General features: G+C 44.2%; 16 protein-coding genes. 8 read left to right on the top strand and 8 right to left on the bottom strand.

Translation table 11 applies throughout. The features are described from left to right. The first annotated feature begins 41 nt into the window (after positions 1 to 41). Genes R8O70_RS01435 through fhuB form a run of 3 tightly spaced genes read left to right on the top strand, consistent with a single transcriptional unit; the run spans position 42 to position 3,711 of the window. Positions 42 to 827 (top strand): ABC transporter ATP-binding protein, encoded by a 786-nt coding sequence (locus R8O70_RS01435; RefSeq protein WP_017635311.1) that lies wholly within the window; start codon positions 42 to 44, stop codon positions 825 to 827. Further along, positions 818 to 1,747 carry an iron-siderophore ABC transporter substrate-binding protein gene (locus R8O70_RS01430; RefSeq protein ID WP_054574938.1) on the top strand — a complete coding sequence of 310 codons (930 nt, stop codon included), beginning with the start codon at positions 818 to 820 and terminating at the stop codon, positions 1,745 to 1,747. Before R8O70_RS01435 ends, R8O70_RS01430 begins: the two co-directional genes overlap by 10 nt. Further along, a complete protein-coding gene (gene fhuB, locus R8O70_RS01425) occupies positions 1,744 to 3,711 on the top strand; it encodes a Fe(3+)-hydroxamate ABC transporter permease FhuB (RefSeq protein WP_047103935.1) in 1,968 nt (655 codons plus the stop codon). Before R8O70_RS01430 ends, fhuB begins: the two co-directional genes overlap by 4 nt. Before the next feature lie 95 nt (positions 3,712 to 3,806). Here fhuB and R8O70_RS01420 read toward each other — a convergent pair whose 3' ends face one another. The 8 genes from R8O70_RS01420 to R8O70_RS01385 form a co-directional block, all read right to left on the bottom strand. After that, positions 3,807 to 4,655, bottom strand: a complete 849-nt coding sequence (locus tag R8O70_RS01420) for a mechanosensitive ion channel family protein (protein ID WP_005375171.1) — start codon at positions 4,653 to 4,655, stop codon at positions 3,807 to 3,809. Between the two features lie 95 nt (positions 4,656 to 4,750). Then, positions 4,751 to 6,091 (bottom strand): HlyD family type I secretion periplasmic adaptor subunit, encoded by a 1,341-nt coding sequence (locus R8O70_RS01415; protein ID WP_005375170.1) that lies wholly within the window; start codon positions 6,089 to 6,091, stop codon positions 4,751 to 4,753. Beyond that, complete coding sequence (locus tag R8O70_RS01410; protein WP_005375169.1) at positions 6,066 to 7,784, bottom strand: type I secretion system permease/ATPase; 1,719 nt, start codon at positions 7,782 to 7,784, stop codon at positions 6,066 to 6,068. Before R8O70_RS01410 ends, R8O70_RS01415 begins: the two co-directional genes overlap by 26 nt. Positions 7,785 to 7,936: 152 nt before the next feature. Further along, entirely contained in the window at positions 7,937 to 8,527 is a 591-nt protein-coding gene (locus tag R8O70_RS01405; protein WP_005375168.1) for a calcium-binding protein, read from the bottom strand. Between the two features lie 206 nt (positions 8,528 to 8,733). Continuing rightward, positions 8,734 to 9,390 (bottom strand): LuxR C-terminal-related transcriptional regulator, encoded by a 657-nt coding sequence (locus R8O70_RS01400; protein ID WP_031777174.1) that lies wholly within the window; start codon positions 9,388 to 9,390, stop codon positions 8,734 to 8,736. 228 nt (positions 9,391 to 9,618) lie between these two features. Beyond that, on the bottom strand, positions 9,619 to 10,287 hold the full coding sequence (locus R8O70_RS01395) for a LuxR C-terminal-related transcriptional regulator (RefSeq protein ID WP_021707603.1): 669 nt from the start codon (positions 10,285 to 10,287) through the stop codon (positions 9,619 to 9,621). A 246-nt stretch (positions 10,288 to 10,533) separates the two neighbouring features. Continuing rightward, positions 10,534 to 10,734 carry a restriction endonuclease subunit S gene (locus R8O70_RS01390; RefSeq protein WP_005375165.1) on the bottom strand — a complete coding sequence of 67 codons (201 nt, stop codon included), beginning with the start codon at positions 10,732 to 10,734 and terminating at the stop codon, positions 10,534 to 10,536. A gap of 56 nt (positions 10,735 to 10,790) precedes the next feature. Beyond that, positions 10,791 to 12,707: a methyl-accepting chemotaxis protein gene (locus tag R8O70_RS01385; protein WP_318184004.1), complete on the bottom strand. Its 1,917-nt coding sequence runs from the start codon at positions 12,705 to 12,707 to the stop codon at positions 10,791 to 10,793. A 310-nt stretch (positions 12,708 to 13,017) separates the two neighbouring features. On the opposite strand from R8O70_RS01385, the gene R8O70_RS01380 reads away from it, so the two are divergent. The 5 genes from R8O70_RS01380 to R8O70_RS01360 all read left to right on the top strand — a co-directional run. Next, positions 13,018 to 13,974 (top strand): AAA family ATPase, encoded by a 957-nt coding sequence (locus R8O70_RS01380; RefSeq protein WP_025768547.1) that lies wholly within the window; start codon positions 13,018 to 13,020, stop codon positions 13,972 to 13,974. A 13-nt stretch (positions 13,975 to 13,987) separates the two neighbouring features. Beyond that, on the top strand, positions 13,988 to 14,914 hold the full coding sequence (locus tag R8O70_RS01375; RefSeq protein WP_025768548.1) for a DUF58 domain-containing protein: 927 nt from the start codon (positions 13,988 to 13,990) through the stop codon (positions 14,912 to 14,914). Positions 14,915 to 14,951: 37 nt separating this feature from the next. Next, complete coding sequence (locus tag R8O70_RS01370) at positions 14,952 to 15,428, top strand: DUF4381 domain-containing protein (RefSeq protein ID WP_005375161.1); 477 nt, start codon at positions 14,952 to 14,954, stop codon at positions 15,426 to 15,428. Next, positions 15,421 to 16,425: a vWA domain-containing protein gene (locus tag R8O70_RS01365; protein WP_005383916.1), complete on the top strand. Its 1,005-nt coding sequence runs from the start codon at positions 15,421 to 15,423 to the stop codon at positions 16,423 to 16,425. Before R8O70_RS01370 ends, R8O70_RS01365 begins: the two co-directional genes overlap by 8 nt. Next, the coding region (locus R8O70_RS01360) for a VWA domain-containing protein (protein WP_318082642.1) at positions 16,418 to 17,833 on the top strand (1,416 nt) is incomplete at its 3' end. The genes R8O70_RS01365 and R8O70_RS01360, both read left to right, overlap by 8 nt.

The following is a 17,833-nucleotide window of genomic DNA, read 5'->3' as shown; positions in this document are numbered from 1 at the left end:
ACTCCCCTCTATTGAGGGGAGTTTTCTCCTAAGAGCCATCCATGTTTCAACTGTCTAATATTGAGATCGTGCGAGGTGGACGTCAGATCCTCGGCATCGAACAACTTAACATCCCAACAAATGAGCTAACGGTCGTTTTAGGCCATAACGGTTCAGGTAAGTCGACACTGGTGAACCTGCTTTCTGGTCAAATGCCACCAGATAAAGGCACGGTAACACTAAACGATACTTCCCTTTCATCACTCAAAACCAAAGAGTTGGCAAAACAGATCGCCTATTTGCCACAAAAGCTGCCCTCTTCGGCTGGTTTAACGGTAGAAGAGCTAGTGCGCTTAGGTCGCTTTCCGTGGCGTGGGGCACTTGGTCGTTGGAAAGCTGAAGACAAACAGATCATCACGCAGGCTATGGAACGAACAGGGGTTACACCTTTTGCTCAAGCTTTGGCGGATGACTTATCGGGCGGCGAGCGCCAACGTGCTTGGGTGTCTATGCTACTGGCTCAACAATCGCCAATTTTAATTCTCGATGAGCCAACCTCGGCGCTCGATGTTCACCATCAGTTTCAACTAATGGCGCTGCTGGCAGAACTGAATCGAACCGAGAATGTAGGCATTATCGTGATCCTGCACGATCTGAACTTAGCACTGCGCTACGCCACCCACATTGTTGCGCTCAAAAAAGGTAAGATTGCCTTTGAAGGCAACGCCGACATGTTGTTAGACGAGGCACGCCTTTCTAAACTATATGAGTCACCAATTAAGCTGATTGAACACCCAAGCCCGGCTAACACATTAGCGAGCCAAAAGGTGGCTGTTGTATGCGCATAATAGCTCGTTTACTTACTGTGGTTACACAATCTGCTTTTCTCCTCGCATTTTTTATGACCAATGCACATGCAGTCATCACCGTTACCGATGAATATGGCGAGCATAGTTTTGAGCAAGCGCCTCAACGCGTTGTAGCCTTAAACTGGGACATCTTAGAACAAGTTTTGGCGCTAAACGTAGAACCAATCGCAGCCCCAAATTTACCAGGCTACCGCCAATGGGTCGTCAATCCAACTGCACCAGAGTCAATTGAAGATATTGGAACCCGAGCAGAACCCAACTTAGAAAAAATAGCCAGTTTGAAACCAGATGTCATCCTTGCTGCATCTCCACAGCAAGACTTGATTCCGTTACTCAAACAAATTGCTCCGGTAATCTATTTACCTAATTTTTCTGAAAATGAGGCCGCAGCTGAAACGGCCATTCGTCACTTTCGTACGCTCAGCAAGCTATTCAATAAAGAGGCACTTGCTGAACAGAAACTGGCAGAATTAGATGCTTCATTTGCGCAGATGCGCCAGCGAATTCGCCACTATTACTCTGCTCCACTCAGCGTTCTTGTGATGCGATTTTCAACTCCGAATACTGTATTACTTGCAACCGAAAACTCCACCACTGACTACGTGGTTAGAAAACTGGGATTACAGGCTCCAATTAAAGAGGACCCACGAGCGTGGGGAGTAAAGCAAGATCGAATCAATCGGCTTCAGGGCCTTCAAAACAGCTACGTTCTCTACGTACAACCTTTCCCAGAAGAACGAAAACTGAAAGAGTCGCCACTTTGGCAAGCGATGCCGTTTGTGAAACAGCAGCGGGTAAATTCAGTCAGAGCAGTGTGGGCGTATGGCGGTGCCATGTCTTTGCAATACACCGCTGAAGCGATTACCGACAGTCTAATAGAGTTGGCACCAGAACAATGAGAACGAAACATTATATTGGTTATCTGGCGCTGATTACGTTACTTAGCGTCTTTAGCCTACAAATTGATACTAATTTATCACTTTTCGAACAATGGCAATTATTAACAAAACCAGAGGTAGCAACCGAGTTTCGTGACGTATTCTTTACGCAAGCGCAGCTTCCTAGGTTAAGTATGACCCTGCTTGTTGGTGCCATGCTTGGTCTCACCGGCAGCTTAATGCAGCAATTAACGCAGAATAACCTCACCTCGCCGTTGACTCTTGGCACCTCTTCTGGTGCTTGGCTTGCATTAGTCGTGGTAAACATTTGGTTCGTCGATTGGGTCGCCGATTACTCTGCATTAGCCGCAATGGTTGGGGCTTTAGTGGCGTTTGGCCTGATCGTATCAATTGCCGGTGTGCGTAACATGACAGGTTTGCCGCTGGTCGTTTCGGGGATGGTGATCAATATCTTGCTCGGTTCTATCGCCACAGCCATTATTATTTTAAACGCCCAGTTCGCACAGAATATTTTTATGTGGGGAGCCGGAGACCTTTCTCAATACAGCTGGGATTGGTTTGAGTGGTTATTGCCTCGCTGCGCTATCGCAATCGTAATTTTGATCGTCGCACCACGTATTCTGACCTTAATGAAACTAGGACAAGAAGGCGCAGCAGCCCGAGGCTTAGCGGTATTACCCGCGTTTGGTGCGTTAATGGTGATGGGTATTTGGCTGGTATCTGCCTCAATCACCGCAGTTGGCATTATCAGCTTCATCGGATTACTGACACCCAATATTGCCAGAGCGATGGGGGCAAGAACACCGCGCGACGAATTGATCAGCAGCATGCTTTTGGGCGCAATGCTACTAATCATCACAGACTCTGCCGCTATCTCGCTGAGCTTATGGTTAGAGGAAACCATTCCTAGCGGCGTAGCGGCTGCAGCTATTGGCGCTCCCGCTTTAATTTGGTTTACTCGTAAAAAGCTGACGGCAACCGATCAACTTAACCTTTCAATGAGCCAAGGAAAAACGGCGCTTTCTAAACGCGCGGTATGCAGCATTGCGCTATTCAGTCTGGTTGGGATTCTAGCTTACTCATTCGTTACCCATGGTATAAACGGAATTCAATGGTCTGTGCCAGGTGAGTTCCAATGGCAATTGCGTTGGCCGCGAATGTTAACCGCACTTTCTGTCGGTATTGCGCTATCCGTTGCCGGAATCATTTTGCAACGCATTGTTTATAACCCTCTGGCAAGTCCCGATATTCTCGGTGTGTCTTCCGGAGCCACGTTTGCCATTATTACGACAGGAGTCATCGCTGGGTCGCTTCTCTCCGCATTTAGCTGGGGTATCGCTTTTTTCGGAAGTATGTCCGTATTGATGTTATTGCTGATTATCGGTAAACGAAGCCATTTTAATCCATCTAACTTCGTGTTGTCCGGCATCGCACTAACGGCACTACTAGAAGCTCTTGTTCAATTTTCGCTAGCTCAAGGTTCTGGTGACAGTTACAAAATTTTATTGTGGTTAACTGGTTCAATTTATCGAGTCACAGCCGACACCGCACTGATGTTATGTTTGGCCATAATAGTTCTGCTTGCCGCTGTATTCTCGATTTCTCGTTGGCTAACACTAATTTCCATCGGGCGACAATTCTCAAATGCACGAGGGCTTAACCCTACCGTAGCCAATACGCTTATGCTCACCATCGTTGCTTTGTTATGCGCCTTTTCTACCGCTACAGTTGGTCCAATATCTTTTGTTGGCTTGGTCGCTCCCCATATGGCGATGATGTTAGGAGCAAGAAAAGTGAAAGAGCAACTGTGTGTCGGTGCCTTAATTGGCGCAACCCTAATGTTGTGGGCAGATTGGCTAGGACAAATCGCTATTTATCCAAGTCAGGTCGCAGCTGGCACGTTGGTCGCTATTATAGGCAGCACTTACTTCCTATTTTTAATGCTGAAGAGTAAGTTCAGCTAAGTTGGGAATATTGTTACAGCCTAAAAATACGCTAAGAAAAACAAACCCCGCTATTTTGATAGCGGGGTTTGAAATTAAAGGCGAAGTACGATGCTCTATTCTTCTCGCACTACAGGAAAACGTTGCTCATAAAGTTCCATAAAGTCCTTACGAATTAAGTGCTCTAAGTGGTTCGCTTTATCGGTTGGGCAGAAAATCATCACGTGCAGAATTTGTTCACCATTAATGTTGCTAGAAATATGCATATGTGGCTCAGAACCAGGAAGGTCAACACCGGCATGTTTTTCAATCATCGCATTGTAACGATGTGCAACATCAGCAAAGTAACTGCAATGTTCTTCAATTTTATCAGTTAAAATCGGTAACAGTGGATACAAATTGACGAAGTCTTTCACCACTACAGAAAAGTTGTGGTAAACGTACCGCTTCATGAAGTTGAGGTTCTTTACTGGATAGGTAAAGAACATACTATTAGGCAATGTCGCTGTTTTGCCGGTGTAATGATATTGCCCGTGATGCAGGTCGATCTCTTGAATCACCGTCGCCATCATATTGTGCTCAATCACTTCACCACACAACTTTCCGACCTCAATCCAGTCTCCAACGCGAAAAGAACGCGAACTTGCTCTTTGAATCGACCCCGTAAAACACAAAATGATTTCTTTGGATGCCACTACAATGGCAACGGCAATCGCCGTTACACTCAGAGCAAACTCGTTAATTTCTGATTGCCATAAAATAAATAAAATCAGTAATGTAACAGCAAAGGTGCCATTTTTAGTTCTGGACATCCAACTACGCTGATCTTCTGAGAGAAAAGCGTGATCACCACGAATCATCGATAAAATTGCACGACGAATTAACCACATAATCGCAAAGATCAGTGCGGTAAAAATCAATTTATGAGTGAGAAGAAAATCGACAACTAACTGCACTTTCTCCATTCCACGGCTCCCTCGAATAAAAATACGGCCCAGTAACAGCTAACGATAACAAATTATTTTGTCTGTTGTCCGTGCTCACTCAAGTCTTTTTGAAATTACTCCTCTCTGAAGGCACGATTCATGCTTTCTGTAATTGGCTTTATTAGGTAGCTCAATGGCGTTCGTGGCTCAGATAAAATAAGCACTTCGGCATTCATGCCTGAGGTTAAACGATGTTTTGTCACATCTTCCGGTGAAATTGCAATTCTAGCGAGATAAAAATCTTCTTGGTTTTCTTGCGAGAGCTTATCGGCAGAAATCGTCAGCACAGTACCGTCTAAAGGTGCCAACGTCCGTGCATTCAGAGCGGTCAGACGAACATGCGCTTGCTGGCCTGGATTCACTAAATCAATATCCTGAGGATTAACACGAGCCTCGACTAACAACTTATCGTCTTGCGGGACCAGTTCTAGTAACGTTTCACCCGAGCCAATCACACCTTTTTCGGTAAACACTTGCATGTTGACTACGCGACCAGAAATAGGTGCGTTGATCGTTGTTCTTGCGACAATATCTTGAGCGGAGCGATATTCTTCCCGAATTGCGACAATTTCCGTTTTGGTATTTCGTAGTTCCTCGACAATCTCATTCAGCCTTTCAAGCTTCAACTCTTCAATTTGCGCTAGGTTCTCATCTAACCTTTTTCTAACGGTGAGCGACTGCCTATCTAACTGGCTTAAGGTACTTCTCACCTCCGCTGCTAAGCGCTTGAGTTGAAGTAAAGTAGATTTTCCCGAGAAACCTTTTTGCACCAAGGCTTGGTTGCTGTCTATTTCTTCAGCAATAAAGTTGAGCCGTTCCGTCTCAATCACTTTGGTTTGCTGAAGGTTTTCAAGCTCTAAATTTGCTCCAGAAATACTCTGCTCAATGATACTCAGTTTACTATCAAAGAATCGCTTTCTCGCTTCAAAGATCTTGTTTTGAACCAGTTGTGCTTCTTGTACGATATCGACACGGGGAATGCTTTCAAGATCATCAGACCATACAATCGTTGGAAGCTCATCAAGCTCCGCACTTAAACGGTTTTCCTTTGCTAGAGTATGGATAAAACGACCACTTAACGAGTCCAACTTAGCCATAGCTTGACGCTTAGAAAGTTGAATTAATAACTGACCTTTTTCGACTAAATCCCCTTCCTGTACATATAGCTTTTCAATAATACCGCCTTCTAAATGCTGAATTTCTTGTCGCTTAGTGAGAACTGACAAATCACCATAAGCAATCGCTGCACTTTCTAATTTGGCTGTTGCAGCCCAGTAGCCAAGGCCTCCAAGAAAAACACTTAAGGTCACCACACCGAGTAAAATTGGTTTTCGAAAGTTTAGTCTCGCTTTGGGGCTAAAACGATATACGATCTCGGTAGAACTCTGATTAACGGTTGGCAGTTGATTGCTCATTTCTTACCCTTGGGATATCTGTTCTTTCTTCGCCCATCAAACGTTTTAATACTTCATCTTTAGCGCCGTATAACTTGACTCGGCCGTCAGCCAAATACAAGAGCCTATCCATTTGTCGTAACGTGCTCGGATTGTGAGCAATGACGATAATCGTTGTACTCTGTGCTTTTAAATGGGCAATCAAACGTTGATACGCAGCCTCTCCCTCACCGTCGAGGTTGGCATTCGCTTCATCGAAAATCACAATAGATGGGTCGCCATAAACGGCTCTTGCAAGAGCGATTCTCTGCCTTTCCCCCCCAGATAAACCGCGGCCATTTTCACCAATAATGCAATCATAGCCTTTGTTTTTCTTGAGTATTAATTCATGACATCCTGCTAGTTGCGCCGCCTTGATAACTTTAACCGGGTCTTCTTCTTTAAAGCGCGCGATGTTCTCTCGAATTGTGCCAGGAAATAACTCCACCTCTTGAGCGAGATACCCAAAATGCACGCCGCGATCTTCAGATGCCCATACGGAGACTTCCATTCCATCAAGAGTCACTTTACCCGCTAATGGCTTAACCGTACCTAATAACAGCCGAGCAAACGTCGATTTACCCGTACCAGAAGGGCCAATCACCCCAACAGCAACACCCGGAGGAATCGATAAGCTGATCGATGAGAGCACTGGTTCGGTTGCTCCAGGATGGCGATAGGCTAGTCCGGTAAGCTCATAGTGTCCTTTTGGTTTAGGCAGTGGCATATCTGATTCATCTTGGCGCACGATCGCATCGATTTCTTTCAACCTTTTATAGGCGCCTTTAGCAGACATCGCACTTCGCCACGTGCCTATCGCCTGCTCCATCGGCGATAATGCCCGACTCATTAATATGGAGCTCGCGATCATCGCCCCTGCCGTTATCTCATGTTGGATTACTAACCATGCACCACCTCCCAGTAAAAATATCTGTAGTGATCCACGCACAAACTTAGAAAAGTTAGCCATGTAGATGGACTTACCTGCAACTCGCTCTTCAAGCACATTCACTTCACTCACGCGCGACTGCCACTTCTCTAAAAATGCATTCATCATCCCCATTGCGAGAATTGAATTGGAGTTTTGCGTGGCTAATTCTGCGTTGTTGATATGAGAAATCGCTCTGACTTCGCTCTCTTGCATTGTTTTACGCGTCATTAGCTCATTAAGTAGACCTAGGCTAAACAATACGATAGATCCAAGTAACGCGATGTGACCTAATATCGGGTGCAATAAATACACAAATAAAATAAACAGCGGTGTCCAGGGCGCATCCAACAGTGGGTAAGGTGCTTGACTGCTCAAAAAGCTTTTGATGTTCTGAATGTCTCTCAGAGTTTGCGAGGTATAACTCTTCCCAGTATGTGATTGATATTGAATCGTGCGCTTGAGCATGAAAGCGGAGAGTTTTGTGTCCATCCAATAACCAAAAGATTTACTCATTTGTGCTCGTGCAATGTCGATGATGGACATGGTTAACAGCGCAACAATTACGATGACAGTGAGCAAGAATAAAGTATCGGTTGAGTAGGAAGATATCACTCGGTTGTACACTTGAAGCATGTACAACGGAATCGAGAGAACCAATAAGTTGATAAAAAGGCTAAAAACGATCAGCAAGCCCGCAAGCGTGCATAGTTTTTGTTTCACTTCTTTGAAAACCGTTTTTTGCACGACTACTTCCGTTTAACGTGAAAATTGTAGGCGCCAGAAATACTAGCGCCTAGCTTAAGGTAACCTCAAATCGCTCTAGAGTGTCCGATTAGTGCACCTCAGCATGGCAGAGCCACGCAAACTAATTCCCATCCAGAGTTATTTTCAGTCGTTTAGATTACGAACAGATCTGCACCATAGGTGTTGATGTCAGTTTCAGTCACGCCAATAAGTTTCACTGTTAGATCAGCCCCATCGGTAAACACTGCATTCCCAACTGCATCGTAGCTAAAGCTTAAATCACCAAAGTCAGTGACAGAGTCGCTAATGATGTGCAAAGAGTCTTCACCAATGGTGAAATCAACAACTTTGGCTTCGCCATGGCCACCAAACTTATCCGTGAACACAAACTTATCGCCATTGCTGCCGCCAACTAAAACGTTGTCACCAGAACCAGCAACAAGAATATCTTCACCGACACCACCATTTAATTTATTGTCACCCAACAAACCCAACAGCAAGTCATTACCGGTACCACCGCCGAGGTAGTCGTTTCCTGTACCAGCCCTAAGGATGTCATCTCCAGCACCACCAGTTAGGCGATCGTCGCCGTCGCCGCCGATCACATAATCATTACCGCCACCGCCAACAAACGAGTCATTACCACCAAAACCGATAAACAAATCATCGCCGCCATCGAAATCAGCAAATTGGTTATTTACACCTGCATCGCCTAAATACGTGTCATTGTCACTTGCGCTCATTTTTATTCCCTCTTAGCTTATTAATTGAATAGACCTTCTGTTCCACGTCTGACTAGATTCGTCACGACATGAGAAGTCTAATAGTCAACTGAATAGGAATAAGTTTGAATATGGGATGATATTTCAGACTGACATTTTAATAATAAATATAAAATTTAGTACTTTATAGAGTATTTTCTTTTTATTACAGCAAGTTAATACTAGTACTACAGGTTTCTCTTAGCCCAACTTGTAGCTTGCGTACGGTTCTTTACTTCTAACTTTCTAAAAATATTGTATAGATGTGATTTAATAGTATGCTCGCTGATAAATAAAGAATCAGCGATTTCCATATTTGAACCACCTTCTTTCAACATTTTTAAAACCTGAACTTCACGCCGAGTAAGCTCAACCTCAATAGCAGGTTCGATAATGCTATTTACTTCTCTGCCTCGATAATAATTTACTAGCTGATCAAGTAATCTTCGAGACAGCCAATTATCCCCTTTTATTATTGCTTTTAATCCCTGACAAACCTTGTCCATTGAATCTCCTGGACCAAATATACCTTTTACATGAGGCCAAGAAGCGAGTTCTTCTGTGTCTAAGTCATAACCTAGATTAAGCATTATAGTTCCTAGCACTTTATTACTATCTTTTAAATAAACTAAAGTTTCGGAAGGAATCTCAACTGAAAAATCAACAAGCAAAAAGTAGCGTTCCGGAATGAGTTCATGATAACTAGGGTTTTTAGTATCAATGATCGTTATTTTAGTTTCTGTATTTTTAGAAAGCATTTCCTTAAAGTTTTCACTCTGTAAACTTTGTTGAGTGAGCATTAGGATTTCAGGCTTTTCCATATACTGTTCCATAATGTTTCTCATACTTTCAGTGACTTAACATTCTTAAATTAGTAGTTAATCGTCAGCACTTAGTTTGATATGTAAGTGCTAGTTCACAGAGTAAAGTTATTTGCTACTTTTTTAAATTCTAAAGTTATTAAAAAGAGAACCAAAAAAAGTGTTTCTCATAAAAGAAACACTTTTAACACATTCAGGTCACAGAAATTATTAAGAGTTTACTAAATTAGGCAACCTAATATTGCAATAGCATTACACCGTTAACGAGTTGTCTGAAATATTTTCCTTTGCCCAAATAAGTGCTTGAACTCTATTTTTCACATCAATCTTCTTGAAAATATTATGTAAATGCGTTTTTACCGTATTCTCGCTGACAAATAATTGTTCGGCGATTTGTTGATTGGACGCCCCCATGGAAAGAAAGGTAATTATTTGTTGCTCTCGTTTGGTCAGAATAGCGGAAACATTCTTATTTATAGGTTTGCAATGTCGACGAAGGTAAGTAATGTACTGCTGAGAAAACTTACGGCTGAACCACATATCTCCTTGAAGCACCTTACCAATACCAACTTGCAACGTTTTTATATCATCAGAGGTATAGAAAATACCGGCCAAAGTACGCCAAGCAAAGAGGTCTTCTGTCGATATGGATTGCTCACAATTAATTAAGATTTCAAGCGTGTCTTTCTGCTTGGCCGCTTTAAACTCCGCATAACGGCGAAAAATTTCATCCGTGATCACGCTGCAATCAACAATAATGGCTGATGCAAGAGATTCATGTAACACTCCGTGAATCAGATTATCTGGCGTGATTAGAGCAACACTAATACCGAGTTTGGTCTCCAATACATCTTTCAACAGAGATGACTGTAGACTTCCCTCCGTGATTAAAATAACGTTTCTTTTTTTTTGCTGCTCCATCCTGATCGCATTCCCTTGGTCGTTTTTATTGAAATACGCAATAGATTTAGATAGAGCGGTAGTATTGTCAAGTATGAAAATCACTAGTACTAATTAATAACTCATTGAAGTGTCAATAATTTTTAAGTGGCAAGTATGTGAGAGGTATTAGCATTTTTCAGACATTAAAAAAGGGAGTATAAACTCCCTTTTTGTGTTTGAGCAGGTGATTTAATCACGCACGTTAGAGGCAAAACACCACCTAACTTAGTGGATTGGAACTGCGTTTTTTTGGTTAAACTTACCAAAGTGTTGTTCTAACACTTCTGGCGTCAGCTTACCTTCCGCTTCCAGCTTTTTCAGCTCAGCGACGATCGCTTTTTGCTCTTCTAGCGACGGCAGTTTTACTTCTGGCTCCTGAGCGGTTTCTTGAGAAATTTGCTCTAGTTCTTTTTCGAAGTCATTCATAGTACTTACCTAAAATTAATGATTGAACTTTTAAACTTCGCCTATTCTATCCAACTCTATAACTTGAAGCTACCAACCATCTTGTCCAAACGAGAAGAGAACGCTTGAAGATCGCGACTTGCATCCGCCAACTCTTCTGCTGTCGCGGTTGTCATTTCATTTATCGCGTTGATTTCTTCGATATTTTGATTAATGGTATGCACCACCGTGGATTGCTCTTCCGTCGCCGTTGCAACCTGTGTATTACGATCAGAGATGTCGGTGATTCGTTCAGAAATACTGATTAATACCTCGACTGCTTCATCGGTAGAAGTAACCCCTTCTATGGTGACCGCTTTGCCCGCTTCCATAGCACTTACCGCGTCTTGTGCGTCACTTTGAAGCTGATTGATCATGCGCTGAATCTCTTCTGTAGAATCAGCCGTGCGTGAAGCTAGGTTTCTTACCTCATCAGCAACAACCGCAAAACCACGTCCCTGCTCACCAGCACGAGCAGCCTCAATTGCAGCGTTTAGCGCAAGTAAATTCGTTTGCTCAGAGATGTCACGAATTACACCCAGAATCGAGCCAATATCTTTGGTTGTCGATGCCAACTGCGTAACAACAATGTTGGTTGTTTCAACATCATCGGCTAGGCGGCTGATCACCTCTTTTGCTTTCATCACAACTTCTCGACCAGTTTGAGTGTTATCTGAAGCCTGATTTGCCGTATCAGCAGCGGTAGCAGCGTTCGATGCAATTTCACTGATGGTCGCACCCATTTGGTTGATAGCTGCAACTACTTGAATGGTTTGATCACGCTGCTCTTGGCTGTTGTCGTGTGTGGATGTTGCTTTCGTTGACACACTTTCTGCCGCTTGACTTAATGAGCCACTGGTTAGAGCAACCTCTTTCATCGTGGCATGAATCTTCTCAATAAATCCATTAAAGCCTTTTGAAAGCTGAGCAATTTCATCATTACCCTTAATTTCAATACGCTGCGCCAAATCGCCTTCACCTTGCCCAAGGTCGGTAAAACGATCGGCAATCAGTCGGATTGGTTTCGTAATGCTGTTTGCTAACCATACGCCCATGAGGATGAATACAACGGCAACAATGATGGTCGTAAACAGCATTTTTTTAGCTGTCGCATTCAGGTCTGCGAATACTTCATCAACGGGAACCACGCCAATAACAAACCAGTTCATTGAAGGAACATACAAACTAGAAACAAAAGTATCCTGCCCTTCAAACTCCACATTAATTAGGTTGAAGCTATTTTTGTTCAACAGCGCACTTGCGTCACTACCAAATAGTTTAGTGATAGAAGTTTGGTTCTTACCTTGTTGGCGGTGTATTTGAATCTGGCCTTGTTCATTAGTGAGGAACACGTAACCCGTATCTTCAATTTTAAACCCATTGAGCAAAGCAACCATGTCTCCCATAGATTTAGAGAGACCTGACATTGATGTACCATTAAGATCTTGGAAATTGGCAAACATTTTCACTTCGCCATTTGCCTCTTGGAACACACTCACGGACGTTTCTTGACCAGACGACGTAAATCCAAAGAACCAAGCATCTTGCGTTCGGTTAAGTTGACGTAAGAATCCGTTTTGATTCCAGTAATATGCCGTTTGACGATTCGCTACCGACGCATCATTAAGACCATACTGTGATTTAACGTTATTGAGCTGCTGAACCAACTGAACTTCTACTGACGGATCACGGTCTGTATTAGATAGGGCTTCAACAATAAATTCGTTTGTAGCCAGCTGTTTTGCCGCTTGTTGCATTTCGACAACTTCGCGGTCAATTTCGGTATTGATTTGCTGCAACATCGCAGGTAGCTCGATGTCAATAAGACGATGGCTCAATACATCTCTCGCATGACGCTGAGCCATAACACCAACAATGATTGTTGATGCTAGAACAGCAAACGTAATGCCAAGTACAACCTTCTGTTTGATGCTCAAGGAATGAAGTTTCAACATATTCGGACCTTTTAAAAGAATCACTTGTTATTGGCCCCACAAGGGGAATCAGGTGCATATCTCATGACACGCACACCACGGAATCTTTATCGGCTCATATGTACAAAACTAGAGGCATTTCTCATTATATTATGAAAAATAAATGTAACACACTGTCAAATAAGCACTTTCAGAGATAGCACGTACTTGCAATTCTCTGTAGCGTCCCAATATTGAAAAGATAAATTGCAATAGAGCGTTGGAACTTTTTTCACATGGAAAATGACCAATACTCAACACGAAAATCACATGGATACCGAGAGTCCAAAGCATGCATAAATCTAACTTCGAAACTCTTCAGCAATACTTAGAGTCGCAGATCATCGGACAGCAAGATCTGGTAAAGCAACTGCTTGTTGCGCTTCTTGCGGATGGGCATATTTTAGTTGAAGGCCCTCCTGGGTTAGCAAAAACCCGTGCAGTAAAATCACTCTCAGACTGTGTTGAAGGCGACTTCCACCGCATTCAGTTCACCCCTGATTTGCTGCCAGCCGATTTAACCGGCACCGATATCTTCCGTCCCGAAACCGGAGAATTCACTTTCCAATCAGGTCCTATCTTCAACTCGCTTATTCTTGCGGATGAGATAAACCGTGCGCCAGCCAAAGTACAAGCGGCAATGCTTGAAGCAATGGCAGAGAAACAAGTCACAGCAGGTCGTCATACCTACCCGCTGCCAGAGTTGTTTTTGGTTATGGCAACTCAAAACCCGATAGAGCAAGAAGGGACCTACCCCCTTCCTGAAGCGCAGCTAGACCGCTTTTTATTGCATTTAGAAGTGGAATACCCAGATGCGGAGCATGAGCTATCTATCTTGCGTATTAACCGCGGAGAAGCAAAAGGCGAAGCAAAGGTTGAACGCCCAATGTTAAGCCAACAAGATATATTCACCGCACGTAAAGAAGTGTTGGATATTCATATGGCGGAAACGATAGAGCAGTACATCGTCCGTTTAGTTATGGCGACACGTCAAGCCAACGAATATGACACTGAGTTGGACAAGTGGTTGTCAATGGGTGTGAGTCCGCGTGCCACCATCGCTCTTGATCGCTGTGCACGTGCGCACGCTTGGCTTGCTGGTCGTGATTTTGTCTCTCCGGAAGATGTTCAAACCATGGCTTATCCGGTACTGCGCCACCGTTTATTGTTGAGTTACCACGCTCAAGCGGAAGGCATTACGGCAAACCAGGTCATCGATAAACTGCTAAACCTTGTTGGCAGTGCATAAACAGGTGAGTGATATGTCCGCTACACATTCATTACCACCTCATGCGAATGGGGTGACATTAACCCTTGAAGAGCTGCTCCAATATCGCACTCAATCTGTACGTTGGTTACCACCAGCACAGAGTCTCTGGTCGCAGATGAGTGGTAACCATACCAGTCGCCAAAAAGGGCGAGGTATGGATTTTATGGAGGTGCGCCAATATCAACCTGGCGACGATATTCGCAGCATTGATTGGCGAGTCACCGCTAGGACCGGTAAAGCACATACAAAATTGTTTGCAGAAGATAAAGAGCAAGCGGTCATTCTTTATCTTGATCTAAGTTCTAGTCTACATTTTGGATCTAAGTATGTACTCAAATCCGTTCAATTGGCCCACTTTGCCAGTGTTCTAATTTGGCTAACTCTAGCTAAAAAAGATCGCATCGGCGCAGTGATTGATGACGGACATCAATGTCTTGAATTTCGCCCCTCTTCTTTACAAAGACAAGGGCTGCGGATTCTTAACGCCATAGTCGACATACATAATGCGCAAGTAACTCGTACTGCAAGCAACGACACTCGTACACTGCCTTATACACAAGTATTGGAGACACTTCATACGCTCACCCCAAAAGGCAGCGAATTGATTATGCTCAGTGACTTTGCCCACGTAACACCAACGGAACTGGCACAACTACGTCGACTCAAACAACACAATAGCGTAAGGGCCGTTCAGTTTTATGATCCGTTAGAAAGAGGCGAAACAGACTTTAGAGGTCAAGTGAAAGCTTCGGATGGGCTGCATAGTCAATGGTTTAACTTTGGCTCTAAAGGACAACGAAGAGAACTCGAAAGCCACTTTACCCAACATCAAGAAACCATTAAGCAGCAGTGCCATTCGATAGCAATTCCATTTAACACGCTATCAAGTGGCTGGCCCTTAATTTCACAATTAAGCTAACAAACTGACAAGCAGTATTTATTAAGCAGTAATAATAATGACAACAAACAACCAAAGCCTAGACCTTGAACCTTTGATTTTGCCAAACGCACCGGATTGGTTTCCGCTCGCTTGGGGATGGTGGGTGGTGCTTGCAGCCACCTTGCTCTTCGTTTTCGGCATTTGTCTTTATGTGAGATGGCGTAAAAAACACTTACGCGCAAAAAAGACAGCATTAACACTTTTAACTCAACCTACCGCGCCTCATACCCCCTCTTCTGCTCTGGAAATATTGCGCCAGGCAGCATTGAGTTACTTTCCGCGTGAAGAGATCGCACCATTAACCGGAATCGCTTGGTATGAATTTCTCGATAGCCATACCAAAGAGAGTCGATTCGTAGACAAACAACATCAGTGGCAAGAAGCGTTGTATCAGAATTCCTCCCAAGGGCATCATCAAAGCTTGGTAGACGATTGTGTCTTTTGGATAACCTACGCTTTGCCACCAAAGAAAAAGGCAAATAACCGTGACTGAGCAAACACTCATAACCGATCTTGCCCAATGGCTAAACATTGAATTTGTCTGGTGGTGGGCACTGTTTTTGTTGCCCATCCCCTGGCTGGTATACAAGTTCCTGCCACAAGAATCTCAACAAGCCGAGATCAAATTGGCGTACTTACCAACCAATGAGAATCGCAGCAAGCCTAAGCAAGCGCTGCAAAAAGCGCTTTCAATCGCGATCTGGGGCTTTCTTGTCGTCGCTTGTGCACGTCCAGTTTGGTTTGGTGATCCCGTTGAATTCCAACCCAAATATCGGGACTTGATGTTAGTCGTCGATCTGTCCGGTTCGATGCAGCAGGAAGACATGGAACTCAACGGCGAATATATCGATCGCCTCACAGCAGTCAAACAAGTTCTGTCTGATTTCGTAGCAAAGAGAAAAGGTGACCGTCTCGGAGTTGTTTTGTTTGGCGACCATGCTTATTTGCAAACACCACTCACTGCAGACCGCAAAAGCGTCATGCAACAGATTAATCAAACCGTCATCGGCTTGGTTGGTCAACGAACCGCCATTGGTGATGGTATTGGGTTAGGCACAAAAACCTTTGTAGACAGTGATGCTCCCCAACGAGTCATGATTTTGCTCAGTGACGGCAGCAATACTGCAGGGGTGCTCGAGCCGCTAGAAGCAGCGGAAATTGCGAAAAAATACAACGCCACTATTTACACCGTGGGCGTGGGCGCTGGTGAAATGATGGTGAAAGAGTTTTTCATGACTCGCAAAGTCAACACCGCAGCCGACTTAGATGAACAAACACTGACTAAAGTGGCAGAGGTGACAGGTGGACAATATTTTCGAGCGCGAGATACGGAAGAGCTCGAAAAGATTTATGACACCATCAACCAGCTAGAACCCGTATCTAGCGACACACAAACTTGGCGCCCACAGTCTGAATGGTTTCCATATCCATTAAGCGCTGCATTTGTATTATCGGTATTGTTATTCCTATTAAGGAGAAAACATGGCTGAGTTTATTTTCCTCAATCCTTATTGGCTTTTGGGGCTCATCGTGATCCCTATTGCACTCTTGCTTAATCACAAATTTAGAGCCCAAAAGTCCACACTGATTGCCCCTCACCTATCGCGGATGCTCGGACAAAACACGCAGTCTAAGCATTACTTCACTCTATGGGGTTTAGCTTGGGCAATAACTTGCATTTCATTAGCGGGGCCAAGCTGGCAGTCCAATGCTCGACCAAGCTTTGAGTTAAACCAAAACCGTATCTTGGTGCTTGATATGTCTCGCTCTATGTTTGCTACAGACATCAAACCCAATCGGCTAGCACAAACACGTTATAAGGCGCTCGATTTGCTGCCTAAATGGAAAGAGGGAGCCACTGGACTTATTGCTTACGCTGGCGATGCCTATAACTTAAGTCCACTGACAACTGATTCCAGCACGCTTGCGGGGATTATCGAAAATTTGTCACCAGAGCTGATGCCTTTTCAAGGAGCAAACCTGCCTGCCGCGATTGAACTGGCGATCAACCAGTTTTCTCAAGCCGGCACGCAACAAGGCGATATCATCGTGTTAGCGGATGATCTTGATACGTCAGAGCTGTCTCGCGCGTTAGATTTAGTCCAAGGTACAAAGTTTCGCATTTCTGTTCTTGCCGTCGGGACTCCTAACGGTGCGCCTATCGCGCTGCCCGATGGCTCTCTGCTAAAAACGGCACAAGGCACAACCGTCGTAGCGAAAACAAACCTGAAAAACCTACAGACGCTAGCGAATAAGACTGGTGGCCTATTTGTTCCTATTCAACACACCAACCGTGACGTTGAAAACATCGCGGCCTTTACCAATAACATTGGTAGCCAGCTTTCTGCGACCCAAAGCGAAGAAGTTAAAACTGATTCTCGTCTCAACAGTGGCTTTTGGTTACTGCCGTTGTTACTTCTTCCTGCGGCTTTACTGTTTCGACGCGGCCTGATTTGGATGGTAGTTGCGACTGTAGTCCCAGTAACGTGGACACCGCATGCAGAAGCTAATCCGTTCTTAAATGCCGACCAACAAGGAGCGGAACTCTACAAGCAAGGTGAGTATGAACAGGCGCAAAACCTATTTACAAACCCAAGCTGGAAAGGAGCCGCCAGTTATCAAAAAGGTGACTACGAAGCCGCTATCGAAGCATTTTCTCATGATGCCTCCCTTAACGGCCGCTATAACCTCGCCAACTCGCTCGCTCAAAATGGTCAATTAGAAGATGCGGCTGATTTGTATAAAAAACTGCTAGAGGAAAAGCCTAACTTTGAAGCCGCGAAGAAAAACCTATCGGTTGTAGAAGAAAAGCTAAAACAGCAACAGCAACAGCAACAGCAACAGCAACAGCAACAGCAACAGCAACAGCAACAGCAACAGCAACAGCAACAGCAACAG

This window comes from Vibrio sp. 779(2023) (genome assembly GCF_033344285.1).
Lineage (GTDB): Bacteria > Pseudomonadota > Gammaproteobacteria > Enterobacterales > Vibrionaceae > Vibrio > Vibrio alginolyticus.
The sequence above is the reverse complement of the archived record's forward strand: the minus strand, read 5'-3'. Positions and strand labels throughout refer to the sequence as shown.